General features: G+C 73.6%; 21 protein-coding genes and 1 tRNA gene. 13 read left to right on the top strand and 9 right to left on the bottom strand.

Annotation, left to right across the window (positions count from 1 at the left end):
- Positions 1-24 precede the first annotated feature (24 nt).
- A complete protein-coding gene (locus FHR77_RS10410) occupies positions 25-303 on the bottom strand; it encodes a hypothetical protein (protein WP_167260114.1) in 279 nt (92 codons plus the stop codon).
- 151 nt (positions 304-454) lie between these two features.
- Between FHR77_RS10410 and FHR77_RS10405 the strand changes: the two genes are divergently transcribed.
- Both FHR77_RS10405 and FHR77_RS10400 read left to right on the top strand, forming a co-directional pair.
- On the top strand, positions 455-832 hold the full coding sequence (locus tag FHR77_RS10405) for a cold-shock protein (RefSeq protein ID WP_056056967.1): 378 nt from the start codon (positions 455-457) through the stop codon (positions 830-832).
- Positions 825-1,502 carry a DUF3027 domain-containing protein gene (locus FHR77_RS10400; RefSeq protein WP_167260112.1) on the top strand — a complete coding sequence of 226 codons (678 nt, stop codon included), beginning with the start codon at positions 825-827 and terminating at the stop codon, positions 1,500-1,502. The genes FHR77_RS10405 and FHR77_RS10400 overlap by 8 nt, the downstream gene beginning before the upstream one ends.
- 102 nt (positions 1,503-1,604) lie before the next feature.
- Here FHR77_RS10400 and serC read toward each other — a convergent pair whose 3' ends face one another.
- Complete coding sequence (gene serC, locus FHR77_RS10395) at positions 1,605-2,717, bottom strand: phosphoserine transaminase (RefSeq protein ID WP_167260109.1); 1,113 nt, start codon at positions 2,715-2,717, stop codon at positions 1,605-1,607.
- An 86-nt stretch (positions 2,718-2,803) separates the two neighbouring features.
- Here serC and FHR77_RS10390 point away from each other — a divergent pair, with 86 nt between their 5' ends.
- The 8 genes from FHR77_RS10390 to FHR77_RS10355 all read left to right on the top strand — a co-directional run bounded on the left by FHR77_RS10390 (position 2,804) and on the right by FHR77_RS10355 (position 10,071).
- Entirely contained in the window at positions 2,804-3,496 is a 693-nt protein-coding gene (locus FHR77_RS10390) for an iron-dependent transcriptional repressor DtxR (protein ID WP_056056961.1), read from the top strand.
- A gap of 257 nt (positions 3,497-3,753) precedes the next feature.
- Positions 3,754-4,710 carry a C40 family peptidase gene (locus FHR77_RS10385; protein WP_167260107.1) on the top strand — a complete coding sequence of 319 codons (957 nt, stop codon included), beginning with the start codon at positions 3,754-3,756 and terminating at the stop codon, positions 4,708-4,710.
- A 320-nt stretch (positions 4,711-5,030) separates the two neighbouring features.
- Positions 5,031-5,525, top strand: a complete 495-nt coding sequence (locus FHR77_RS10380) for an HNH endonuclease (RefSeq protein ID WP_056056958.1) — start codon at positions 5,031-5,033, stop codon at positions 5,523-5,525.
- A gap of 143 nt (positions 5,526-5,668) precedes the next feature.
- Positions 5,669-5,740 (top strand) — tRNA-Arg (locus FHR77_RS10375).
- 122 nt (positions 5,741-5,862) lie between these two features.
- Entirely contained in the window at positions 5,863-6,702 is an 840-nt protein-coding gene (locus tag FHR77_RS10370; RefSeq protein ID WP_167260105.1) for an alpha/beta fold hydrolase, read from the top strand.
- 438 nt (positions 6,703-7,140) lie between these two features.
- Entirely contained in the window at positions 7,141-7,767 is a 627-nt protein-coding gene (locus FHR77_RS10365) for a hypothetical protein (protein ID WP_167260103.1), read from the top strand.
- Positions 7,768-8,027: 260 nt separating this feature from the next.
- Positions 8,028-9,437 (top strand): sugar porter family MFS transporter, encoded by a 1,410-nt coding sequence (locus FHR77_RS10360; protein WP_167261328.1) that lies wholly within the window; start codon positions 8,028-8,030, stop codon positions 9,435-9,437.
- A 139-nt stretch (positions 9,438-9,576) separates the two neighbouring features.
- Positions 9,577-10,071 (top strand): pyridoxamine 5'-phosphate oxidase family protein, encoded by a 495-nt coding sequence (locus FHR77_RS10355; protein WP_341777324.1) that lies wholly within the window; start codon positions 9,577-9,579, stop codon positions 10,069-10,071.
- Positions 10,072-10,167: 96 nt separating this feature from the next.
- Here FHR77_RS10355 and FHR77_RS10350 read toward each other — a convergent pair whose 3' ends face one another.
- The 7 genes from FHR77_RS10350 to FHR77_RS10320 all read right to left on the bottom strand — a co-directional run bounded on the left by FHR77_RS10350 (position 10,168) and on the right by FHR77_RS10320 (position 18,231).
- On the bottom strand, positions 10,168-10,680 hold the full coding sequence (locus FHR77_RS10350) for a GNAT family N-acetyltransferase (RefSeq protein WP_208380791.1): 513 nt from the start codon (positions 10,678-10,680) through the stop codon (positions 10,168-10,170).
- Entirely contained in the window at positions 10,677-11,906 is a 1,230-nt protein-coding gene (locus FHR77_RS10345) for an MFS transporter (RefSeq protein WP_341777323.1), read from the bottom strand. Before FHR77_RS10345 ends, FHR77_RS10350 begins: the two co-directional genes overlap by 4 nt.
- Entirely contained in the window at positions 11,903-12,781 is an 879-nt protein-coding gene (locus FHR77_RS10340) for a helix-turn-helix transcriptional regulator (protein ID WP_167260099.1), read from the bottom strand. The genes FHR77_RS10345 and FHR77_RS10340 overlap by 4 nt, the downstream gene beginning before the upstream one ends.
- Before the next feature lie 75 nt (positions 12,782-12,856).
- A complete protein-coding gene (locus FHR77_RS10335) occupies positions 12,857-14,770 on the bottom strand; it encodes a glycoside hydrolase family 35 protein (RefSeq protein ID WP_208380789.1) in 1,914 nt (637 codons plus the stop codon).
- Positions 14,771-14,880: 110 nt separating this feature from the next.
- Positions 14,881-16,236: an ABC transporter substrate-binding protein gene (locus FHR77_RS10330; RefSeq protein ID WP_167260097.1), complete on the bottom strand. Its 1,356-nt coding sequence runs from the start codon at positions 16,234-16,236 to the stop codon at positions 14,881-14,883.
- 97 nt (positions 16,237-16,333) lie between these two features.
- Complete coding sequence (locus tag FHR77_RS10325) at positions 16,334-17,281, bottom strand: carbohydrate ABC transporter permease (RefSeq protein WP_056056922.1); 948 nt, start codon at positions 17,279-17,281, stop codon at positions 16,334-16,336.
- Between the two features lie 2 nt (positions 17,282-17,283).
- On the bottom strand, positions 17,284-18,231 hold the full coding sequence (locus FHR77_RS10320) for a carbohydrate ABC transporter permease (RefSeq protein ID WP_167260095.1): 948 nt from the start codon (positions 18,229-18,231) through the stop codon (positions 17,284-17,286).
- Positions 18,232-18,307: 76 nt separating this feature from the next.
- On the opposite strand from FHR77_RS10320, the gene FHR77_RS10315 reads away from it, so the two are divergent.
- The 3 genes from FHR77_RS10315 to FHR77_RS10305 all read left to right on the top strand — a co-directional run bounded on the left by FHR77_RS10315 (position 18,308) and on the right by FHR77_RS10305 (position 23,919).
- Complete coding sequence (locus tag FHR77_RS10315) at positions 18,308-19,357, top strand: LacI family DNA-binding transcriptional regulator (RefSeq protein ID WP_208380787.1); 1,050 nt, start codon at positions 18,308-18,310, stop codon at positions 19,355-19,357.
- A 204-nt stretch (positions 19,358-19,561) separates the two neighbouring features.
- Complete coding sequence (locus FHR77_RS10310) at positions 19,562-21,223, top strand: Ig-like domain-containing protein (RefSeq protein WP_167260091.1); 1,662 nt, start codon at positions 19,562-19,564, stop codon at positions 21,221-21,223.
- Positions 21,224-21,453: 230 nt separating this feature from the next.
- Positions 21,454-23,919 carry a hypothetical protein gene (locus tag FHR77_RS10305; protein WP_167260089.1) on the top strand — a complete coding sequence of 822 codons (2,466 nt, stop codon included), beginning with the start codon at positions 21,454-21,456 and terminating at the stop codon, positions 23,917-23,919.
- Positions 23,920-23,927: the final 8 nt, after the last annotated feature.

Raw genomic sequence — 23,927 nt, 5'->3', positions numbered from 1 at the left:
GGGGCGCGCAGCCGTCGGCTGCGGCTAGCGTGTGGTGCCTCGGGTGTCTCGACCGCGTCGGACGACGGTGGCCACGACGAAGGCGATGATGAGCAGGATCGCGACGGGGAAGCCGACCAGCGGCAGGACGGTCACCGCGGGCCAGACGCCCGCCGTGTAGTCGGAGACGCCGACGAGGGTGCCGACGATGCGGGCCAGGAAGGCCACCACGGAGAGCCCCACGACGGCGGCGATCATGGAGACCAGGACGCGTTCAGTACGATGGACGCCGCCGGACACGGTCGGGTCTTTGATCTCTGCCACGTGCACAGGATAGTGGGGCGTGCTCGGAGAGCGCGCCCTAAGCTGAGGTCTCCGTCCGGCAGACCCGGGCGGTGGAGCCCCCGGGAGCCGCGGCCGAGGCCGCGCACCCCCCACCGAGCACCGACACCAACCCCCGACGAGGAGTCACGTCATGCCCACCGGCAAGGTCAAGTTCTACGACGACGAGAAGGGCTTCGGCTTCATCACCAGCGATGACGGCGCCGAGGTGTTCCTGCACGCGTCGGCCCTGCCCGCCGGCACCGTGGGCGTCAAGGCCGGCACCCGGCTCGAGTTCGGCATCGCCGACGGCAAGCGCGGTGCCCAGGCCCTCTCCGTCCGGGTGCTCGAGGCCGCCCCGAGCCTCGCCAAGATGAACCGTCGCTCCGCCGACGACATGGCCGTCATCGTCGAGGACCTCGTGAAGGTGCTCGACAAGGCCGGCGGCGACCTGCGCCACGGCCGCTACCCGCAGAACGGCGCCCGCATCGCCGTGCTGCTCCGCACCGTCGCGGACTCGTTCGATGTCTGACGCCGCCGCGCAGCCGACCGGGTCGGCCCACGCCGAGCTCGCTCGCCGGGCGCTCACCGAGATCACCCCGCCCGACACCATCGGTGCCGAGCTCGAGCCGGTCGACGAGGTCGACGGCGTCGTCAGCGTGCGCTTCGCCACCCTGCTGCCCGGCTACCCGGGCTGGGCGTGGACGGTCAGCGTCGCGCAGGTCGAGGGCCAGGAGCCCACCGTGCTCGAGGTCGAGCTGCTGCCCGGCGACGACGCGCTCGTCGCGCCCGAGTGGGTGCCGTGGGCCGACCGCCTCGCCGCCCAGGGGGCGGACGAGGAGTCCGACGAGGACGAGGACGACGAGTCTGACGACGACGACGAGTCTGACGACGACGACGACGAGTCTGACGACGACGACGACGAGTCTGACGACGACTCGGACGACGATGACGACGACGATGACGACTCGGACGACGACGACTCGGACGACGGCGAGCCCCAGGCGGTCGTGCACGGTGGCGACGTCGACGGCGTCGACATCGACGGGCTCGACGCCCACGACCGCTCGGACGGCGACGACTCCGACGACGACGCGGACGACGACGACGACTCCGACGACGACGACTCCGACGACGACGCGGACTCCGACGCCGCGCCCCGCGAGGAGAGCGCGCCGCGCCGTCGACGTCGCCGCCGCTGACCCGGTCGACCCGACCCGCGACTCCTCGGGCCCTGGGCCCACGACGGCGCCCCCGCCACCTCTCGGTGACGGGGGCGTCTCGCGGTCTCGGCGAGGTGGGGCCTAGAGGGCGCCCACCACGTGCTCGATCGAGCGGATCAGCTGGCGCACGTCGTCGGGCTCGATGGCCGTGAAGGTCGCGACGCGGAGCTGGTTGCGGCCGAGCTTGCGGTACGGCTCGGTGTCGACGATGCCGTTGGCCCGCAGCGCCGCGGCCACGGCGGCGGCGTCGATCGACTCCGCGAAGTCGATCGTCGCGACGACCTGCGACCGGTGCGACGGGTCGACGACGAAGGGCGTGGCGTACTCGGAGGCGGTGGCCCAGTCGTACAGCGCCGACGACGACTCGCGGGTGCGGGCGTCGGCCCAGGCGAGGCCGCCGTTGTCGAGGATCCAGCGGGTCTGGTCCTCCAGGAGCAGCAGGGTCGTGAGGGCGGGGGTGTTCAGGGTCTGGTCGAGACGCGAGTTGTCGATCGCGTTCTTCAGGCTGAGGAACTCGGGCACGTACCGGCCGCTCGCGGCGATGCGCTCGACGCGCTCGATCGCCGCCGGCGAGAAGAGCGCCAGCCAGAGGCCGCCGTCGGAGGCGAAGTTCTTCTGCGGCGCGAAGTAGTAGACGTCGGCCTGCGAGGCGTCGAAGTCGACGCCGCCGGCCGCGCTGGTGGCGTCGACGACGGTAAGGGCCCCCGCGTCGCCGACTACCCGAGTGACGGGCGCCATGACGCCGGTCGACGTCTCGTTGTGCGGCCAGGCGTAGACGTCGACGCCCTCGAGCACCTCGACCTCGGCGCGCGAGCCGGGCTCGGCGCGGACGACGTGCGGGGCCTCGAGCCACGGCGTCGCCGTCGCGGCGGCGAACTTCGAGCCGAACTCGCCGAACGTGAGGTTCTCGGCCCGCCGCTCGACGAGGCCGAACGCCGCGGCGTCCCAGAAGGCGGTCGAGCCGCCGTTGCCGAGCACGACCTCGTAGCCGTCGGGCAGGTCGAAGAGCTCGGCGAGGCCCGCGCGCACGCGGCCCACGAGCTGCTTGACCGGAGCCTGGCGGTGCGACGTGCCGAGCAGCGAGGCCCCGGCCGTCACGAGGTGCTCGAGCTGAGCGCCGCGGATCTTCGAGGGGCCGCAGCCGAAGCGGCCGTCGGTGGGGAGCAGGTCTGTGGGAATGGAGATGTCCGCCATGGGTCGATCGTAGTGGGGCGCGCGAGGCTCCCCGTCGGGCCGGGTAAGCTTGCGACGTTGTCCGCGCATCACCTGGGGAGGCCCCGTTGACCGATCTCGTCGACACCACAGAGATGTACCTCCGCACGATCCTCGACCTCGAAGAAGAGGGCATCGTGCCGCTCCGGGCGCGCATCTCCGAGCGACTCGGCCACTCCGGCCCGACGGTCTCGCAGACCATCGCCCGCATGGAGCGCGACGGGCTCGTCGTCGTCTCCGGCGACCGCCACCTCGAGCTCACGACCGAGGGGCGCAGCAAGGCCACCCACGTGATGCGCAAGCACCGCCTGGCCGAGCGCCTGCTCGCCGACGTGATCGGGCTCGACTGGGCCTACGTGCACGACGAGGCCTGCCGGTGGGAGCACGTCATGAGCGAGCAGGTCGAGCGCCGTCTGCTCGAGATGCTCGACCACCCCACCGAGTCGCCCTACGGCAACCCCATCCCCGGGCTCGACGAGCTCGGCGACTCGCCGGCCGGGCGGTTCCTCGACGGCGTCGTCAACCTCGTCTCCGTGCTCGCCGAGAACCCCGAGGGCGTCACGCGCCCCGTGCGTCGCCTCGCCGAGCCGGTTCAGTTCGAGCCCGAGCTGCTGCAGCAGCTGCACGACGCGGGCGTCACCCCGGGCGGCGTCGCGACCGTGACCAAGTCGGGCACCTACGTGCTCGTCCGCGTCGAGGGCCACGACGAGGGCCTCGAGCTGCCGACCGAGGTCGCGCAGCACATCTACGTCACGGCCTAGCCGGGGGAGGCGCCCGGCCGGCTCCCAGGAGGCGCACGGCGGGCACATCGGTCCTTTACCGATTCGTTACAAAAGTCCTCCTCGAGGATGATTTCACCGACTCCCTCGGGTATGGTCGCTGAGTCCCCGCGCCAGGAAGCCGGCGTGGAGGCCCGTGGCAGGACGTCTCGTGCACCCGTCTCCTGTCGCTTGTCGTGAACTGACGAACGGATGGGGCAACTTCCCTAGGGTTGTCGAGACGCAGGAGACCCGCCCTCTTGACCCTCACCGAGCCCACCCAGCCCGGAGGCGCACCCGACGCCCTCCGCACTCCCCGCACCGACCTCCAGACCCGCACCGACCTCACGCCCCGCAGCGCTCTCCCGACCCGAGCCGACCTCCCGACGCGCTCCTCCGTCCGTGCCGCCGCCCTCGCGGCAGCGGCCGCCGAGGCCGCCGCCGCCCGACCGACCCGCCGGTCGCGAGGCAAGCGGACCGTCGCCACGGCCGCCGTCATGACGCTCACCGCCGGCCTGTTCGGCACGATGGCACTGCCGGCCTTCGCCCAGACGGCGCCGGCCTCGACCGGCTCGAGCGAGGCCGCCGCCGAGTCGGCGTCGCGCCAGGCCGACGGCCAGACCGTCGCGGTCGACGCCACGGTCGCCGCCGCCGACGCGTCGCGCGACGGCTACACCGCCACCTCGCAGGAGTCGCTCGACGCCGCGGCCGCCGCGGTGGCCCTCGCCTCGCAGCGCGAGGCCGAGCGGGCCCAGCTCGCCGCGTCGTACGACAGCTACACCGGCCCCACCGCGTCGGAGTACCTCTCCGGCTCGGGCACGGCCGCCACGGCGACCTCGACCGCCACGGGCACGACCGCGACCCCCGGCGCGTTCAGCCTCGCGAACGTCTACCAGACGGCGCTGCAGTACGTCGGCACGCCCTACGTCTTCGGCGGCGCGACCCCGGCCGGCTTCGACTGCTCGGGCTTCGTCATGTTCGTCTACGCGCAGTACGGCATCTCGATGCCGCACTCGGTGACCGCGCAGGGCGCGCTCGGCACGCCGATCTCGGCCTCCGAGGCCCAGCCCGGCGACGTCGTCATCTTCAACGACGGGTCGCACGACGGCTTCTACGCCGGCAACGGGATGATCCTCGACGCACCGAAGCCCGGCGGCTCGGTCAGCGTCCGCCCGCTGTGGACGAGCGCCGTGCACTACGTGCGCTTCGGGGTCTGAGCCGACCCGCGCCTCCCGCACCGCGCCTCCCGCGCTCGTGAACGGACTGTGAAGAGCCGCCCCGCCTCTAGGCAGGGCGGCTCCCGCGGGTTAACCTGGCGCTCTCGGAGCACTGCTGAGACCAGGAGCGTCACATGAGCCGTTCGACCGCCGCCCGCACCATGGGTGCGTCGTCGAGCGAGCACATACGACACCCCGCCCGATGACCAGAGCACCGTCACGCGTGACGGTGCTCTTCTCGTCTGCGGACTGCTGGCCCAGCTCTCACCGAGGGCAGTCGAATCCCTGGAAGCCGTCCAGGGTGCTTCGAAAGGGAAAGCATGCGCACTCTCGTCCTCAACGCCGGTTACGAGCCCCTCGCGGTCGTCTCGTTCCGACGAGCCCTCGTGCTCGTCATGACCCAGAAGGCGACGGTGCTGGCCGCCGACGCCGAGCACCCCGTGGTCAGCACCGGCTTCGCCTACGACCGCCCGTCGGTGATCGTGCTGACGCGCTACGTGAAGATCCCGCACTCGCGGTCCGTGCCGGTGTCGCGGCGCGGAGTCCTGCGGCGCGACGCCCACCGCTGCGCCTACTGCGGTGCGACGGCGTCGACCATCGACCACGTGCAGCCGCGGTCGCGCGGCGGGGCCGACAGCTGGGAGAACCTCGTCGCCTGCTGCCTGCGCTGCAACAACGTCAAGAGCGACCGGACGCCGGCCGAGATGGGCTGGTCGCTGCGCTGGCAGCCGAAGGCGCCGCACGGAGTCGGCTGGGTCGTGCGCGGGGTCGAGCGGCCGCAGGAGGAGTGGGACGCGTTCCTCGCGGCCGCGTAGGTGCGGGTGCTGCCGCCCCACGCTGCGTGCGATGAACCTCGTTCCGAACGATGAACCGGGTTCTAGTGCGGTTCATCGTGCGGAACGCGGTTCTTCGTCGGCCGAGGGCGGGGAGGCGCGGGTTCGGTAGACTCGCCGGGTCAGCCTCTGTAGCTCAATGGAAGAGCAGTTCCGTCCTAAGGAAAGGGTTGGGGGTTCGAGTCCCTCCAGGGGCACCGCCTCTCCGCGCCGACGTCGGTCCGCCTGTCGCCGACGCGCGTCCCTGGCCGGGGCCGGGGCCGGGGCCGGGGCCGGGGCCGGGGCGCACGCGCCCGCCCTCGCTGCCTAGGCTGAGCCCATGGACCGCCTGACCCGCTACGAGCGTGACGGACTCGCGTTCGAGACCACCGACTCCGGCCCCGCGGAGGGCGAGGTGGTCGTGCTGCTGCACGGGTTCCCCGCCACGCGGGCCAGCTGGCGGGACGTCGTGCCCCGGCTGGAGGCGGCGGGGCTGCGCTGCCTGGTGCCGCTGCTGCGCGGCTACTCGCCGGGTGCGCGACCGCGGGGGAGGCGCGCCTACCGGTCGACCGAGCTGGTCGCCGACGTCGTGGCCCTGCTCGACCAGGCCGGCGTCGATCGTGCCCACGTGGTCGGCCACGACTGGGGCGGGGCCGTCGCCTGGAAGCTCGCCGCCGAGCGCCCCGACCGGGTCGCCAGCCTCACGGTGCTGTCGACGCCGCACCCCGCGGCCCTGGCCGCCTCGCTGATCTCGTCGCTGCAGGCGCTGCGCTCCTGGTACATGGTGGCCTTCCAGCTGCCGTGGCTGCCCGAGGCGCTGCTGCGCCGCCGGCTGGCGCCCGTGCTGCGGGGCATGGGGCTGCCCGCCGAGCGGGCGGAGGAGTACGCGGGCGCGATGCGCGACTCCCGGGCCCTCACCGGCGCGATCGCCTGGTACCGCGCCCTCTGGCTGCCGGGGGGAGGCGCGAGGCCGTCGCTGGCGACCGGTCGCGTCACCGTCCCCACCCGGTACCTGTGGGGTCACCACGACACCGCGCTCGGGCGCCGCGCCGCCGAGCTCACGGAGCGTCACGTGTCGGGGCCGTACCGGTTCGTGGAGCTCGACGAGGGGCACTGGCTGCCGGAGGTCGCACCGCGCGTCGTCGCGGAGGCCGTGCTGGACGCCGTGCGGGCGGTCTGAGCGGCGAGGCCCACGACCTGACGGCAGCAGGGAGGTCGGCCCCGACGGAGACCACCCCGGGGCCGGAGGAGATCTGAGGTGGGGCCGGCATCGCGGACCCCTCCGCGGCGACCCCACCGCGAGGCCAGGGACCCGAATCCCACGACCTCGTGCGAACGGCTGAGCCGCCCGATGAGAGAGACAGTACAGGCTGTGAGCGCGAACGGGCACGACGATGCCTCGACATGAAGAGGGTGTGACGCCCCTCGCGGTTCGGGCCGAGAGGGGCGTCCGTCCGCCGTCGGAGCGAGCCGACGGTGGGGCACATCGATCGGGGTACATCGAGGGCTAGGTGCCTCCGGGGGACAGCGATGGACGCTACGCCCCCTTCCGCCGCCCGCTCACAGGAAAGCGTCGACGCGGCGTCCGCGCCCGCCGGGGCGCCGGTACGGTCGGGGGATGACCGACGCCACGCCCCCGGCCCTGTCCACCCGTCTGGTCGTCGCCGGCTCGCTCTTCGGCGGAGCGGCGCTCCTCGTCCTCCTGCGGCTCGTCGTCGTCGCGGCCGCGTCGTCGGCGTTCGTCTTCGTCACCGTGCTGCCGGTGCTGCTCTTCGCCGCCGCCCTCGTCGTGTCGGTCGCGCTCTGGCTGGTGAGCGGCAGCCGGTCCCAGCCGGGCATCGCGGGCCCCAGCCGCCCGGGCCGGCTCGGCCTGCGCATCGCCGCCGTGGCCCTCGTCGTGGTGCCTGCCCTGACCGCGGTGCTGCCAGCGCGCTCGCTGCTCGGCTGGCAGGTCGCCGTGCTCTCCAGCGCCGTGGAGTTCATCGGCCTGGTCGCGCTCGTGCTGGCCGCCGTCGTCGTCGTGCGGGTGCGCGTCGTGCCCGCGCTCGCCGGGTGGTCGCTGCTCGTGTGGGCCGCCCTCGCCGTGGTGCGGCAGCTCTTCTTCACGTCGCCCGTGTGGCTGGGCGAGGCCAGCGTCGTGATCGCCTGGGGCGGGCAGATCCTCGCCGTCCTCTCGGCGGCCTTCGTCGGGGTCGCCTGGCTGCTCGTCGGCCTGCGGCGGGCCCCGGAGGCGCGGGTCGGCTGACCGGAGCAGGCTCCTCCTCATCGCCGCCGGTCCACCGGACCGGTCTGGGACCGGTCCCCGGGACCGTTCCGTGACAGGACACGCACCCGGGACTCGTCTCCACCCGACGGAGCGCGGCGAGCCCCGAAGAGGACCACGCTGGACGTACGCGAAAGACCGATGGAGGAGCAGTGGTCACGAACACATCCGGCAACACCCCCGGTGGCACCCCCGGCAGCGGCAGCCCCGGCGGGGGGCCCGCGGTCGGCTCCCGTCCGGCCCTGCCCGCGCTCGTCTCCGGCCCCCACACGCGACGCCTCGGCACGGTGGCCGTCATCGCCACCTTCGGCGGTCTCCTCTTCGGGTACGACACCGGCGTCATCAACGGCGCGCTCGACTCCCTGGAGGAGAGCCTGGGGCTCACCCCCGCGACCGAGGGCCTCATGGTCTCGGCCATCCTCGTCGGCGCGGCCGTCGGGGCGTTCTTCATCGGGCGGATCTCCGACGCGTTCGGGCGGAAGCCGACGATCAACGCGCTCGCCGTCCTCTTCTTCTTCGCCGCCCTCGCCTGCGTGCTCGCGCCGACGTGGGAGTTCCTGACGGCCGCGCGCTTCGTGCTCGGCATCGCGGTCGGCGGGGCGTCCGTCACCGTGCCGGTGTTCCTCGCCGAGCTGGCGCCGACCGAGCAGCGCGGCGGACTCGTCAGCCGCAACGAGCTGATGATCGTCTCCGGGCAGCTGGCCGCCTTCGCCGTCAACGCCGTGATCGGCAGCGTCTGGGGCGAGCACGACCAGGTCTGGCGCTACATGCTCTCGGTCGCGGCGCTGCCCGCCGTGGTCCTCTTCATCGGCATGTTCCGCGTGCCCGAGAGCCCCCGGTGGCTCATCGCGAAGGGCCGCGACGACGACGCCCTGGCCGTGCTGCGCCAGATCCGCAGCGACGACCGCGCCACGGCCGAGATGGCGGAGGTGCGCCTCCTGGCCGACGAGGAGCACGAGGCGAAGAGGGCCCGGTTCGCCGACCTCGTGGCGGAGCCCTGGCTGCGCAAGATCCTGCTGATCGGCCTCGGGCTCGCCGTCGCGCAGCAGCTGACCGGCATCAACTCGATCATGTACTACGGCACGCAGGTGCTGCAGCAGTCCGGCTTCTCCCAGAGCGGCGCGCTCATCGCCAACGTCGGGGCCGGCGTGATCGCCGTCGTCGCCATGCTGGTGGCGCTCCGGGTGATCAACCGGGTCGGTCGACGCACGATGCTGATCGCAGGGTTCACCGGCATCGCCGTCTTCCACCTGCTCATCGGGCTGTCGTCGCTGCTCATCCCCGAAGGTCTCGGCCGGGCGATCGTCGTGCTGATCTTCGTCATCTGCTTCGTCGGGACGATGCAGGGCACGATCGGCCCGCTCGTCTGGCTGATGCTCTCCGAGATCTTCCCCCTCAGGCTCCGCGGCGTCGGCATGGGGCTCACCGCACTCGTGCTCTGGCTGACGAACTTCGCGGTCAGCCTGCTGTTCCCCGTCCTCGTGGCGGGCATCGGCATCTCCACGACCTTCTTCATCTTCGCCGTTCTGAACGCCGGCTCGCTGCTCTTCGCCGTGACCCGTGTCCCCGAGACCAACGGCCGGTCGCTCGAGCAGCTCGAGGAGGACTTCAGCACCGGTGCCGTCTCCGTCGTCCACGACAGGGCGCGGTGACCGGGGCCTCGACCTGACCACCGACCGCGTCGTCGCGCCACGACGTTCCCGCCGCCTGGGCACGCCCCGCCCCGGGGAGAGCAGAATGGGGGCGACCCCGGGCGCCCACCGTGCCCGGCCCTGCGCGAAGGAGCACACCGTGACCGACACCACCAGCACCCACGACGACGACGTCGCCAAGCTCGCGGGGCTGCTCCGCGGCTTCGACTTCGCGATGCTCACGACCATCGACGAGAAGGGCGCCCTCGTCGGCCACCCGATGACCGTGCAGGAGGCCGAGTTCGACGGCGACCTGTGGTTCATCGTCGGGCAGGACTCCTCGGCCGTGCACCACCTGGCGCGTGAGCGGACGGTCGGCGTCACGCTGAGCTCGAACGACTCCTGGGTGTCGCTCGCCGGCACCGCCGCGGTGGTCGACGACCACGCGAAGCTCGAGGAGCTCTGGAACAGCCGCGTCGAGGCGTGGTTCCCCGACGGGCCCGCCGACCCGAACGTCGGGCTGGTGAAGTTCAGCGCCGACAGCGCCGAGTACTGGGACACCCCCGGCGGCAAGGTCGCCTCGGTGCTCTCCTTCGTCAAGTCGAAGGTGACCGGCGAGGCCCTCGAGGGCGAGAACGAGAAGATCGAGCTGTAGCGACGACCGTCGCGGCGGAGACGCCGCGCCGCCGGAGGGCCCGGCACCCGAGCGGCGCCGGACCCCCGCCGTCGGTCGTCCGCCGACGAGCCGGTGTCAGAGCTCCCGTCCGAGCGACACCGTCTCCGGCTCGTCGGCGTAGTGGCCGTAGTCGGGCACCGGCTCGTACCCGGCCGAGCGGTAGAGACGGATCGCCTCGGGGTGCGCCGTGTTGGTCTCGAGCACCATCCAGGCCACGCCGGAGTCGCGGGCCGACTCCTCGAGCCAGCCCAGCAGCCGGCGCGAGACTCCCCGACCGCGGTGCCCGGGCCGCACGAACAGCCGCTTGAGCTCGCCGCGCCCGTCGGGCAGCAGCCGCCAGGCGCCCATGCCGACGGGCTGCCCCGCCGGCGAGCCCTCGCGGTCCGAGCCCGCCGGCTGCGGGCCCTCCGACAGGTACGCCACCGCGAACGCCCCGCGGGGCGGCTCGAACTCGGCGGCGTCGATCGGGCTCTCGTCACGGCCGCCGTAGATCTCGACGTACAGCTGCTGCAGGCCCTCGACGAGCTGCTGCACGTCGGGGTGGTCGTACGGGCGGGCGACGATGGCGAGGTCGTGCGGTGTGGTCACCCGACCAGTCTGGCGGGGAAGGCGGCGCGCCGCCCCCACAGCGTGAGCACGAACGCCGCCGAGCCCCCGACGATCATGACGACGGGCAGCACGAGCCCGTCGGCGTGCTGGAGCAGCACCGCTCCGACGATGCCGGCGGCGAAGATCGCGACGTTGAACGCCACGGGCAGGAACGAGTTCGCGACGTCCGACTCCGCGCCTCCCGCCGTCGTCAGGGCGGCCTGCAGCTGCGCCGAGGCGCCGCCGAAGGTGAGGCCCCAGAGCACGGCGGCGACGACGACCGCGGCGGTGACGTCGCGGCCGACGAGCAGCACGACCCCGGCCAGCACGAAGACGGCGAGGCTGCCGTGCAGCAGCGGCCGCGGGTGGCGGTCGAGCAGGGCCCCCGTCAGCACGACGCCCCCGATCGACGCGACGCCGTAAAGCAGCAGGAGGAGCTCGACCGAGAGGTCCGCGCTCGTCGACCGCAGGTACGGGGCGACGTAGGTGTAGATCGTGTTGTGCCCGAGCATCCAGGTGGCGATCACCGCGAGGATGACCGCGATGCCGGGCAGCCGTGCCACGCGGAGCAGGGGGAGGCGGCGGGCCGCCGCGTCGCCGGTCGCCGCGGGCGCCGTGGCGGCGGGCACCACGAGGGCGATGAGCACCGCGACCACCGCGGCCACGAGCGACAGCCCGCCGAACGACCAGCGCCAGTCGAGCGTGCTGCCGATCCACGAGCCGAGCGGCGTGCCGAACGCGAAGCCGAGCGGGGCGCCGGTGGAGACGATCGAGAGCGACAGCCCCGCCCGCGAGGGCGGGCTGATCCGGCGGCCGTACGCCGCGAGCATGCCCCAGATCACCCCGGAGAAGGCCCCGGCGACGAAGCGGGAGGCCAGCGACAGGGCCACCTCGGTCGAGCCCGCCGTCACGGCGTTGGCGACGACGAGCCCCGCGACCGCGCCGAGCAGCAGGGGCTTGCGACGGAGGCCGCGGGTCAGCGTGATGGCCGGCACGGTCACGACGACGGTGCCGAGGGCGTACGCGCTGATCAGGAGCCCGACCGTGCCCTCGCCGGTGTCGAGGCCCGCGGCGATCTGCGGCAGCAGCCCGGCCGGCATGGTCTCCATCGCGACCAGCACGAAGCCGATGGCGGCGAGCAGCGCGAGGGCGACGACCGGCAGGCGCGTCACCTCGCCCTGCGGCGGCCGAGGGGCGACCGGGGCCGTCGCGCGGGTCGCGCTCACGAGCGCTCCGGCACGGCGCTGACGCCCTCGGTCGCCGCCCACGAGGCCAGGAGGGCGAGCCCCTCGGCCGACGGGCTGCCCGGCGCCGCCGGGTAGACGGTCATCGAGTGGCCCGGGGCGTCCTGCAGCTCCATGACCAGGTAGTCGAGCTCGAGCAGACCCACGACCGGGTGGCGGAACGACTTGGCTCCCGAGTAGTGCCGACGCACCTCGTGGGTGGCCCAGCGCGCGCGGAACTCGTCGCTGCGCACCGAGAGCTCGCCGACCAGCTCGGCGAGGCCCCGGTCTCGGGGGTCGCGGCCGGCGTCACGGCGCAGGATGGCCACGTTGACGGCGGCCGCGCGCTCCCAGTCGGGGTAGAACTCCCGCGCCCGCGGGTCGAGGAAGATGAAGCGCGAGTGGTTCGCGGGCCGCTCGTCGCCGCGGTACATCTCGGAGTAGAGGGCGACGCCGAGGGCGTTGGCGGCCACCATGTCCATGCGCGTGTTCGTGACGAACGCGGGCGCCGCGGTGACCGCGTCGAGGAGGTGCTGCACCGGCGCCTCCAACGCGGCCCCGCGTGCCTCGACGACGGGCCCGCGGCGTCGGGTGGGCGCGAACGAGCGGGCCAGGTCGTAGAGGTGGTCGTGCTCGGCGCGGGTCAGCTCGAGGGCCCCGGCGATGGCGTCGAGGACGCTGTCGGAGACGCCGCCGAGGTCGCCCCGCTCGAGGCGCGTGTAGTAGTCGACGCTCACCCCGGCGAGCGTCGCGACCTCGTCGCGGCGCAGCCCCGGCACGCGCCGGCGACCACCGCCGCGACCGAGGCCGGCCTGCTCGGGGGTGATGCGCGCCCGGCGGCTGGAGAGGAAGTCGCGCACGTCAGCTCGGGGGTCCATGCCGACGACGATACGGGCGGCCCGGCGGCGGAGGCAGGCCCTGCGAGGGCCCGCCTCGGGGGCTCGCCGCCCCCGCTACGACTCCAGGTGCCCCAGGTCGGGCTCGGCCACGAACGACACCTCCGGCCGCGCCGCGGCGCCGGTCTCGAAGACGACGAGGTCGTTGTCGCCGGCGCGCAGCTGCTCGCCGGGCACGTAGAGCGTGTGCTGGGGGCCGCGCGTCCAGTACCGGCCGAGCGCGAAGCCGTTCACGAAGGCCACGCCCTTGCCCCACGAGCGCGTGTCGAGGTACAGGTCGCCGGGCTCCTCGACCGTGACGGTCGCGTGCGCGAAGACGGGCCCGTCGAGGAACCGCACCGAGCCCGCGGCGCGGTCGACCCGGCGGGTGACTCTCGCCACCATCGCGTCGAGGTCGAGGGGCAGCGACTCCCACTCGAGCAGCTCCACGCCGTCGAGCAGGGCGGGGCCGACGAGCCCCTTCGCCTCGCCGATGTGGCGGCCGTAGTTGACGCGGCCCTGGTCCTCGACGAGCACCTCGAGCCGCGCGCCGGGCGGCACGACGATCGAGCGCTCGTGCTGGTCGCGCTGCAGCACCCCGACGCGGCGGCCGTCGACCGAGACGACGGCGCGGTCGCGGACGCCCGCGAACGAGAGCGCCCGGGGGCCGTCGCCGGCGGGCAGCGCCACGCGGTGCAGCGAGAACCCGCGGAAGGCGCTGAGCTCGTCCATGGTGGGCACGGCCGCGGTGCGGTGCCACTGCCCGGCGGCGGGGGCCACGGCGGCACGGCGACGCGTCGCGGTCGCGACCGACGCGCGCGTGTCGACCCGCGACTCCTGCGCGGTCGCTCCGGCGTCGTCACCGGGGGCGTCGCCGTCGCCCGCGTCGCCGACCAGCTGGTCGAGCGGCACGACGGCGTCGAAGTCGGTCCGCAGCACGGGCGCCGGCGTGCGCCGCGCGGGCAGCTCGTCGGGCACCGGCGCCCAGCGGGCGATGACGTCGCGGAACGCGAAGAACTTGTCGGTCGGGAAGCCCGCCTCGTCGAGGGGGGCGTCGTAGTCGTACGAGGTGACGTGCGACTGGTAAGTGCCCTTGTGGTTCGCACCGTTCGTGAAGCCGAAGTTGGTGCCGCCGTGGAACATGTAGATGTTCACCGAGGCCCCGGCCGCGAGCAGCGCGTCGAGCTCGGCCGACGCCTCGGCGACGGGGGTCGTGTGGTGGTGCTCGCCCCAGTGGTCGAACCAGCCGTCCCAGAACTCCGAGCACATCAGCGGGCCCGTCGGCTGGTGGCGACGCAGGGTCGCGAGGCGCTCGTCGGCGCGCGAGCCGAAGGAGCCCGTGCGGTGCAGGTCGGGCAGGCTGCCGCGCGAGAGCATCTCGTCGGTGGGCTGGTCGACCGTGGTCAGCGGCACGGTCACGCCGGAGGCGCGGGTCAGGTCGACGAGGTGGCGCAGGTACCCGGCGTCGTCGCCGTACGCGCCGTACTCGTTCTCGATCTGCACGAGCACGACGGGGCCGCCGGCGTCGATCTGCCGCGGCACGACGATCTCGTAGACGCGGGCGAGGAACTCGTCGACGGCGGCCAGGTAGAGGGGCTCGCTGCGGCGGACGCCGACCGCCGGGTCGTCGAAGAGCCAGCCGGGCAGCCCGCCGCCGTCCCACTCCGCGCAGATGTAGGGCCCGGGGCGCACGATCGCGTGCATGCCCTCGGTGGCCACCAGGTCGAGGAACCGGCCGAGGTCGAGGCCGCCGGTCGCGTCGAACTCGCCACGCTGGGGAGAGTGGGCGTTCCAGGCGACGTACGTCTCGATGGTGTTCAGCCCCATCAGCCGGGCCTTGTGGATGCGGTCGGCCCACTGGTCGGGGTGGACGCGGAAGTAGTGCAGAGCACCGGCGAGGACGCGGTGCGGGGCGCCGTCGAGCTCGAAGTGCTCGGGGCCGACGACGAAGCGGCGGCTGGTGGCGGCGGAGGCGGGCACGGGGCTCGACATGTGGCGTGTCCTGTCGGTGGCGGGGGAGTGCGGGGGAGGTGCGGCGGACGCAGGGCGGGGAGGCGCGACCTGCGTCGTGCCTCCCCGCCCGGTGCCCGGGAGCGCGGGCGCTACTTCGTGGTGACGTCGAAGCCCTGCTGCGTGCCGTAGTCGGCGGACGCCTTGCCCCACGCCTCGAGGACGGGGTCGAGCGAGGTGCCGTTCGAGTAGGCCGACGACGCGCTGTCGCTGTAGATGCTGTTCGCGTAGACCTGGAAGGGCAGGTACTGCCAGTCGGGCACCACGTCGGCGGCGGCCTGCGACAGGACCTCGTTGATCTTCTGGCCGCCGAAGTACTCGGGGGCCTCGGCGAGGAAGGCCGGGTCGTTCAGGTCGGCCGTGGTCGACGGGAAGCCGCCCTCGTCGAACGAGATCTGCTTGCCCTCGTCCTCCGCCGTGGCGAAGCGGGTGAACTCGGCGGCGACGAGCTTGTTCGCCGACTGCTGCATGACGGCGATCGACGACCCGCCGTTCTCGGCGGTCGCGGTGTCGCCCTCGGTGTACTGCGGCATGGGCGCGACACGCCACTGGCCCGAGCCCTCGGCGGCCTGGCCCTCGAGGTTGCCGGGCATCCAGGCGCCGGTCAGCAGCGTGGCGATCGAGCCGTCGCTCAGGCCGCGGAACCACTCGTCCGTCCAGCCGGGGGTCTGCGCGAGCGAGCCGTTCTCGACCAGCGTGTTCCAGGTCGAGGTCCACTTCTTCGCGCCCTCGTCCTGCAGGTCGATCGAGACGGTCTCGCCGTCGACCTTGTACGGCTGGCCGCCGGCCTGCCAGATCATGCTCGTGGTGAAGCCGGCGTCGCCGGTGTCGCTGGTGATGAACTGGTTCGGGTCGGCCGAGTGCATGGTCTCGGCGGCCGCGACGTACTCGTCCCACGTCTTCGGCACGGCGATGCCGTACTTGTCGAAGACGTCCTGGCGGTAGAACATCGCCATGGGGCCGGAGTCCTGGGGCAGCGCGTAGACGGCGTCGTCGTCGGAGACCGCGTTCCAGGTCGAGGCGGTGAAGTCGCTCTCGAGGTCGCCGTAGCCGAAGCCGCTGAGGTCGGCGAGGGAGTCGCTGAGCGAGAACTGCGGGATCGCGAAGTACTCGACCTGGGCCACGTCGGGCGCGCCCTTGCCGGCCTTGATGGCGTTCTGCAGCTTGGTGTACTGGTCGGCTCCGGTGCCGACGTTCTGCACGTCGACGGTGATGTCGGGGTACTTGGCCTCGAAGGCCTCGGCGATGGGCTCGACGGCCGGGGCCCAGGCCCAGACGGTGATCGTCGACTTCTCCGTCAGGGCCGCGGCGAGCTCGTCGGCCGACGCCGTGTCGGGGCTCGAGCCGCCGCCGGAGCCGGAGGAGCAGGCCGCGAGCGAGCCGGCGAGGACGACGCCCAGGCCCAGCGCGATGGCGCGCTTGGCGGAGCGGGGGAGGGAACGGGACATTGTGGTGCCTTTCACTTCATCGTGGAGGTGGTGCCGTGGTGATGGTGCGGGTGGTGGTGCAGGGGGGAGGACGAGGGAGGCGCGGGCCGCGACGGCGTCAGGCCTTGACGCCGCCGGCCGACAGGCCGGACTGCCAGTAGCGCTGGAGGAAGAGGAACGCGACCACGATCGGGATGATCGCGAGGAACGACCCGGTGATGACGAGGTTGTAGATCGGGTCGCCGCCGACGGTGGTCGACTGGGCGTTCCACTGGTTCAGGCCGACCGTCAGCGGGTACCAGCGCGAGTCGCTCAGCATGATCAGCGGCAGGAAGTAGTTGTTCCAGGTCGCGACGATCGAGAAGAGCAGCACCGTGATGAGGCCGGGGCTGAGGAGGCGCAGGCTGATCGTGAAGAAGGTGCGGACCTCGCTGGAGCCGTCCATCCGGGCGGCCTCGAGGATCTCGTTCGGCACGGAGTCGACCGCGTACGTCCAGATCAGGTACAGGCCGAAGGGGCTGATCAGGGAGGGCAGGATGATCGCCCACGGGGTGTTCGTCAGGCCCATCTGGCTGAACATGAGGAAGGTCGGCACGGCCAGGGCCGTGCCGGGGATGGCCACGGCGCCGAGCACGACGGCGAAGACGGCCTTCTTGCCGGGGAAGTCGAACTTGGCCAGCCCGTAGCCCGCCAGGGTGGCGAGCAGCGTGGCGCCGCCGGCGCCGACGACGACGTAGAGGAGCGTGTTGCCGAGCCAGCGGATGAACTCGCCGTCGCCGTAGGTGAAGACGCCCGCGATGTTGTCGAAGAGGGCGAAGTCGCCGCTGAACCAGAGGCCGAACGAGCTGAAGAGGGCCTCCTGCGTCTTGGTCGAGTTGACCAGGAGCCAGAAGAGGGGCAGCACCGAGTAGATGAGCAGCAGCGCCATGACGAGCGTGAGCAGCACGCTGCGCTTGTCGCGCGGGGCGCCGGCGCGGCGCTTGCGGTCGCGCGTCTCGCGCGTCGGGGTCACGGTCGGGGTGCCGGCGTCGGGCGCCGCGAGGGGGGAACCGGTGAGGGTCGACATGGTCAGGCGTCCTTCCGCGAGCCGACGAGCTGGACCACGTAGGCGACGACCATCGTCAGGACGCCCATGATGATCGCGATCGCGGCGGAGTAGTTGAACTGCTGGCCTGCGAACGAGAGGTTGTAGGCGTACATGTTCGGGGTGAAGTACGTGCTGATCGAGTTCGGCGCGAGCGTCTGCAGGATGTTCGGCTCGTTGAAGAGCTGGAAGCTGCCGATGATCGAGAAGATGATGCCGATCACGATGGCCCCGCGGATGGCGGGCAGCTTGATGTTCTTCACGATGCGGAGCGGTCCGGCGCCGTCGAGCTCGGCGGCTTCGTAGAGGTCGGGCGAGATGACGCGGAGGGCGGCGTAGAACAGCAGCATGTTGTAGCCGACGAACTCCCACGTGACGATGTTGCCGATCGACGCGAGGATCCAGCCCTGCGAGAGCAGGTCGGGGAGCGCCCACCCCGTGAGGTCCTCGAGGTTGCCGACGAGCCCGAAGCGGTTGCCGTAGATGAAGCCCCACATGAGGGCGGCGACCACGGCGGGGACGGCGTAGGGCAGGAAGATCGCGATGCGGAAGAACGACGTGAGGTGCAGCCGGGCCGAGTCGAGGGCCAACGCGGCGACCAGGGCGATGATCAGCATGATCGGCACCTGCACGACCAGGAAGAGCGCGACGCGGCCGAGGGCGTCCCAGAAGTTCGGGTCGCCGAGGGCCTGCGCGTAGTTCGCGATGCCGACGAAGGCGTTGCCGCCGATCATCTTCTCCTGGAACAGGCTGAGGTAGATCGCGTAGACGACCGGGGCGACGAGCACCACGAGGAAGACGGCGAGGAAGGGGAGGACGAAGCCCCAGCCCGTCCAGCGACGCTTGTCACGACGGATCGGGGCGCCGCCGCCCACGGGGCTCGGGGCCGCGTCGGCCTTCGGCCGGGCTGCCGGTGTCGACAACGTCGTCATGTCCATCCACTTCGTCGGGGTTCGTCTCGCAGCCACTGATTGGGTGTTTGCGTAAACATCTGGGATGCTCGCAACCATGACACCTTCGACGCCGATCGTCAAGTCGAGCAACCGGCGCCCCTCCCGCACGCGCACCGTCTCGATGGCGGACGTCGCGGCGCGCGCCGGGGTGTCGTCGCAGACGGTCTCGAGGGTGTCGAACGGCGCTGCCAACGTCGAGGCGGGCACCCGGCAGCGGGTGCTCGACGCGATGGCCGAGCTCGGCTACCGGCCGAACAGCGCCGCCCGGGCGCTGAAGACCGGTCGCTTCCGCAGCATCGGCGTCATCATGTTCACGCTCTCGACCCTCGGCAACATGAAGACCCTCGACGCCATCGTCACGGCCGCCTCGGGCGCGGGCTACACGATCACCCTCATGCCGGTCGCGCACCCCACCGAGGGCGAGGTCGCCGGCGCCTTCAGCCGCCTGCAGGAGGAGGCGGTCGACGGCGTCGTCATCATCATCGAGGCCCAGATGCTCGACCGCGCCGACCTCATCGTCCCGGTCGGCCTGCCCGTCGTCATCATCGACTCCGACGCCGGCGACCCGTACGTCGTCGTCGACACCGACCAAGAGCAGGGCATGCGCCTCGCCACCCGGCACCTGCTCGACCTCGGCCACACCCGCGTCGTGCACGTGGCCGGGCCCGCCACCTCGTACTCGGCCACGCGCCGCGCGACGTCGTGGCTCGACACGATGCGCGACGCGGGGCTCGAGCCGGAGGCGCCCCTCGGCGGGGACTGGACCACCGCCTCCGGCTACCGCATCGGCCTCGAGATCGGTCGTCGCGACGACGTCACCGGCGTCGTGGCGGCGAACGACCAGATGGCGCTCGGGGTGATGCACGCGCTGCACGAGCTCGGCCGCTCCATCCCCGGCGACGTCAGCGTGGTCGGCTTCGACGACTCGGAGGAGTCCGGCTCGTTCTGGCCGCCGCTCACGACCGTGCACCAGAACTTCGGCGAGATCGGGCTGCGGTCGATGCACGTGCTGCTCGAGATGCTCGAGGGGCAGGAGCCCTCGGCCGACCGCATCGTGCCGACCCACCTCGTCGTCCGCGAGAGCGCCGGGCCGCCGCGCGCCTGACCGCGCCCCGCCGCCGGCGCCGCGACTCCTGCCGTCCGCGGGTCGCCGCCAGGTGACGGAGCGGGTGAAATGTCGGTGCGCCGGCGGCGCGGGGGCGCGGGAGTCGCGGTGACCGGCCCCGGCGGAGGGTCCAGGGTGCCGACACGAGCCAGACGGGAGACGTCTGGTCGTCGTCGACCCCCCTTACGAAGAGGACTCCCCACCGTGACCGATCGTCATCGCTCCCTGCCCGTGAACCCGGCCGCCCCGCCGTCCGTCGTCGAGGGGCACGCCGGGCCCTCGCGCCGCTCCGTCGTCACCGCCGCGGCCTGGGCCGTGCCCGTCGTGAGCATCGCCCTCGCGACCCCCGCCCACGCCGCGTCGTCGAACGCCCGCGCCACCATCGGCTTCTCGAACGAGCTGCCGCGGGCGCTCGGCTCCGACCTGTCGGACGCCAGCGTGCTCGTGCTCTCGCAGAACGGCGTCCCGCTCGCGAACGAGACCGTCACCCTGACCGTCACCGGCCCCGCCTCGTTCGGCGGCTCGACCACCTGGACGACGGTGACGAACGCCGCGGGAGTGGCGGTCGCCACCGGCCTCGTCGCGAGCGCCGCCGAGGGAGGCGTCGTCACCCTCACGGCCACGGTAGCCGGCGTCGCGCCCGTCACCGCCACCGTCACGGTCGTGCAGGAGGGCCTCTTCCTCGTCCCCGTCACGGCGGGCACGGGCGACCAGCCGGCCGCCCGGCAGATCCCCGACGCGACGGGGAACATCGCGCACGTCTCCGCCGCGACCGTGACCCTGCCCGGCCAGCCGGGCCAGGTCGCCTACACGGCGGTCACCACGACCGGCGAGGTCTGGGCGCTGGGCGCGACCCGGGGCGCCGGCGCCGGCTGGGGCCTCGTCGACACCGGGGCCGACCCCGCGGTCGAGGGCGCCACGGCCATCGGCTACACGGGCAGCTGGAGCTACCACCTCTACGTCAAGGACGGCCAGCTCTGGTGGTACGGCGGGGCCGGCACCGGCGCGGGCCCGAACCGCCTCCTCACCGGCGCGACCGGCTCGGTGGCCCAGGTCTCCGCCGCGAACGGCCACGTCTCCGGCGCGTCGACCCCCCTCGCCCTCACGGCCGTCACGAGCACCGGCCAGGTCTGGGCCTTCGCGTCGTTCAACACCGGCACGAGTCAGCGGCTCGTCGACACCGGCGCCTCGTCGTCGGTCCGCCCGGCCACCACGGTCGGCGGCCCCGGCGGCACGAGCCAGCACCGCTACGTCAAGGACGGCCAGCTCTGGCTCGTCACGAGCACCGCGGCCTCGGCGGCCTCGCCCGAGCGCCAGCTCGACGGCGTCGACGGCGCCGTCGTGCAGATCGACGCGGTCGACGCCTACCACCCGGAGATGGCGGGCCAGCTCGCGGCCACGGCGATCACCAGCACCGGCCAGCTGTGGGCCTCGGCGAGCACGCTCGCCAACGAGGTGCCCTGGGAGCTCCAGGACACGGGCGTCGACGGCGCCGTGCGGCCCGCGACGGCGATCGGCGGCAACGCGACGGGCAGCGTGCACTACTACGCCAAGGGCGGCCAGCTCTGGCGCGCCTGGTCGTACGGCGACGGCTTCGACCCGATCGCGCGCAAGGCCGAGGGCGCGACGGGCGCCGTCGTCGGCATCTCGGCGGCCAGCGCCCACCGCGCCGGCGAGGACCCGCAGATCGCCTACACGATGGTGACCGCGACCGGTGAGGTCTGGGGCCACTCGTACATCGCGACCGACAACCGCGGAGCATGGCAGCTCGGCAGCGGGGCGAACCCGACCGTCCTGCCGGCCACGGCCATCGGCGGCGCCCCCGACGGCAGCACGCACCTCTTCGTGGGCACCGTGCCCGCGTAGGCCGCCTTCCCGGCCGACCCGCCGCCACCGCGGCCTCGGAGCGACCCGAGCCCCCTGCCCGACCCGGGTGGGGGGCTCGCGGCGTCCCGGGGTGAAGGCCGGGGTGAGGTCGCGGGGCCGGGGCCGCGGGGCCAGGCCCGAGCCCGCGGGGCGCGTGACGGGGGAGTCGCACCCTGGGAGTCCTGCTCCGTCCCGTCCCGCCGAGGACCGTCCCCGACCGAGGTGCCCCGATGCCCGACCCGACCGCCGCCGACCGCCCCGCGCCCGCCGCGCCTCCTGCACCTCCCGCCCCTCACCCGCCCGCTCCCGGACGCGGAGGGGCGCGCGGCCCGGTCTCGTCCGCCGCGGCCCGGCTCGGCGGCTTCGTCGCCCTGCCGCTGCTCACCGCCGTCGCGCCCCTGCTCGTCCTCCCCGCGATCACGGCCGCCTTCGGGCAGGGGGCGTGGGTCAGCGTCGCCGTGGCCCAGTCGCTCGGCGCCGCCGCGGCCGTCGTCGTCGAGCTCGGCTGGGGCCTCACCGGCACCCAGCGAGCGGCGCGACAGGGCCCGGAGGCGCGCCGCCGCCTCCTCGCGCTCGTGACGGTGACCAAGCTCGTCGCGGCGGTGCCGACGCTCGCGGTGGTCGCCCTCGCCGTCGCCCTGCTCGTGCCCCGCCACCCCGCCGAGGCGCTGCTGATCGCGGCGGGCGGCGCCCTCAGCAGCCTCAACGCCACCTGGCTCTTCATCGGCACGGGGCGCCCGTCGCTCGTGCTCGCCGTCGAGGCGGGGCCGCGCATAGCCGCGATGGTGGTCGCGGCCCTGGCCGTGTCGCTCGGCGGGTCGCTCTGGTGGTTCGTCGCGGCGTGCCTGCTGCCCTCGGTCGTCTGCCCGGTCGTCGGGCTCGCGGTCGTCGGGGTGCGGCCCCGGCACGCGGCCGGGCTGACGCACCGGCGCGTGCTCAGCGCCCTCGCCGGGCAGCGCCACGCGCTCACCGGGCGCGCGCTGAGCGCCGCCTACATCGCCCTCCCGGTGGTGCTCGTGGGCGCGGTGGCGGGCACCTCGGTGACCGCCGTCTTCGCCGCGGCGGAGCGGCTGCAGCGCATGCTGCTCTCCGGCCTGCAGGCCGTGCCGAACGCGCTCCAGGGCTGGGTCGGGGCCCCGGCCGGCGTCGAGCACCGGCTCGACCGTGCCCGCGTCGCGATCGTCGTGAACGGCCTGGTCGGGGCCGCGGCGGGCGTCGTGCTGACCGTGGCCGGCCCGTGGCTGTCCGCCGTCGTGTTCTCCGGCGTCGCGACGCTCGGCCACCGCGAGGCCGCGATCAGCGCGACCCTCGTCGTGGTCGTGAGCCTGTCGCGGGCGGTCGGCGGCATCGCGCTCGTCGTGGTGGGGGAGGTGCGGGGGCTCGCGCGGAGCGCGCTCGTCGGGGCGCTCGTCGGCGTTCCGCTCATCCTGCTGCTGGGCCATCAGGGCGGCGTCGTCGGTGCCCTCGCGGGCGAGGTGGTCGCCGAGGCGGCCGTGCTCGTCGTGCAGCTGCGGTCGCTCGGGCGGGCCGTCGCGGAGCGGCGCGGACGCTCGGCCGCACAGGCGCTCGGGGCCGGGGCGGGCGGCGACGGGCACGGCACGGCGACCGGCGCCGGGCTCCGGGTGCTCCAGTGGCGCGTGCACGACCCGGGCTACCCCCGCAACGTCCGCGTGCGCGAGCACCTCGAGGCCCGCGGCCACCGCGTCGACCTCCACGAGCGGGCCCGAGGCCCGAGGCGCCAGCTCGTCGACCTCCGGGCGCTCGTCGTGCGCTCGCGGGCGGCCGACGTCGTGCTCGTCTCCGAGATGTCGCTCGACTTCGTCGCCGCGGCGTGGGTCGTCGCCCGGGTGCGCCGCCTGCCCCTGGTCGTCGACGTGTTCATCGGCAAGCACGAGACCCTCGTGGGCGATCAGGGCTTCCGGGCCCCGTGGTCTCCGCGTGCGCTGCTCTGGGCGCTCGTCGACCGGGTCGCCGTCCGCGCCGCCGACGTCGCGCTCGTCGACACACGGGTGCGGGCCGAGCACCTCGGCCGGCGGCACCCGCGCGCGACCGTCCTGTCGCTGCCGGTGGGAGCGCCGACCTGGGCGCGCGAGCGGCCCCTGAGGGCCGACCCGCGCCTCCGCCTGCTCTTCTACGGGTCGTTCCTGCCCCTGCACGGCGTGCCGACGATCGTCCGCGGGTTCGCGGCGACGCGACGGTCCGACGTCGCCCTGACCGTCGTCGGCAGCGCCGACCGGGCCGGGGGCGAGGCCGACGCCGCGGCCCTCGCGGCGGAGCTCGGCGTCGGCGACCGCGTCGCCTTCCTGCCGGCCACGAGCCCGGAGCGCCTCGGCGAGCTGATCGGCGAGCACGACGTCGTGCTCGGCCTGTTCGGCGACTCCGAGAAGGCGGGCTCGGTGATCGCCAACAAGGTCTGGCAGGGGCTCGCGGCCGGGCGCGTCGTCGTCACGCGCGAGAGCGCGGCGCTCGACGAGCTGCGCGACCTCGTCGGGGGGCAGCTGGTGACCGTGCCCGCCGCCGACCCGGAGGCGCTGGCGCGGGTGGTCGAGGGGCTGGCCGAGCGGCGGCCGGGCGCGGTCGGCGGGGCCCGTGCACGACTGGACGCCTACGTGCGGGCGGAGTTCGGGGGCCTCGACGGCGCGCTCGCCGCGGCCGTGACCGCGGCCGCCGGGCGTCGCCGCGGCGCTCGCCGCTGACGCTGACG

The organism is Frigoribacterium endophyticum, assembly GCF_011759585.1.
In the GTDB taxonomy this organism is placed as follows: Bacteria; Actinomycetota; Actinomycetes; order Actinomycetales; family Microbacteriaceae; genus Frigoribacterium; species Frigoribacterium endophyticum.
The sequence above is the reverse complement of the archived record's forward strand: the minus strand, read 5'-3'. Positions and strand labels throughout refer to the sequence as shown.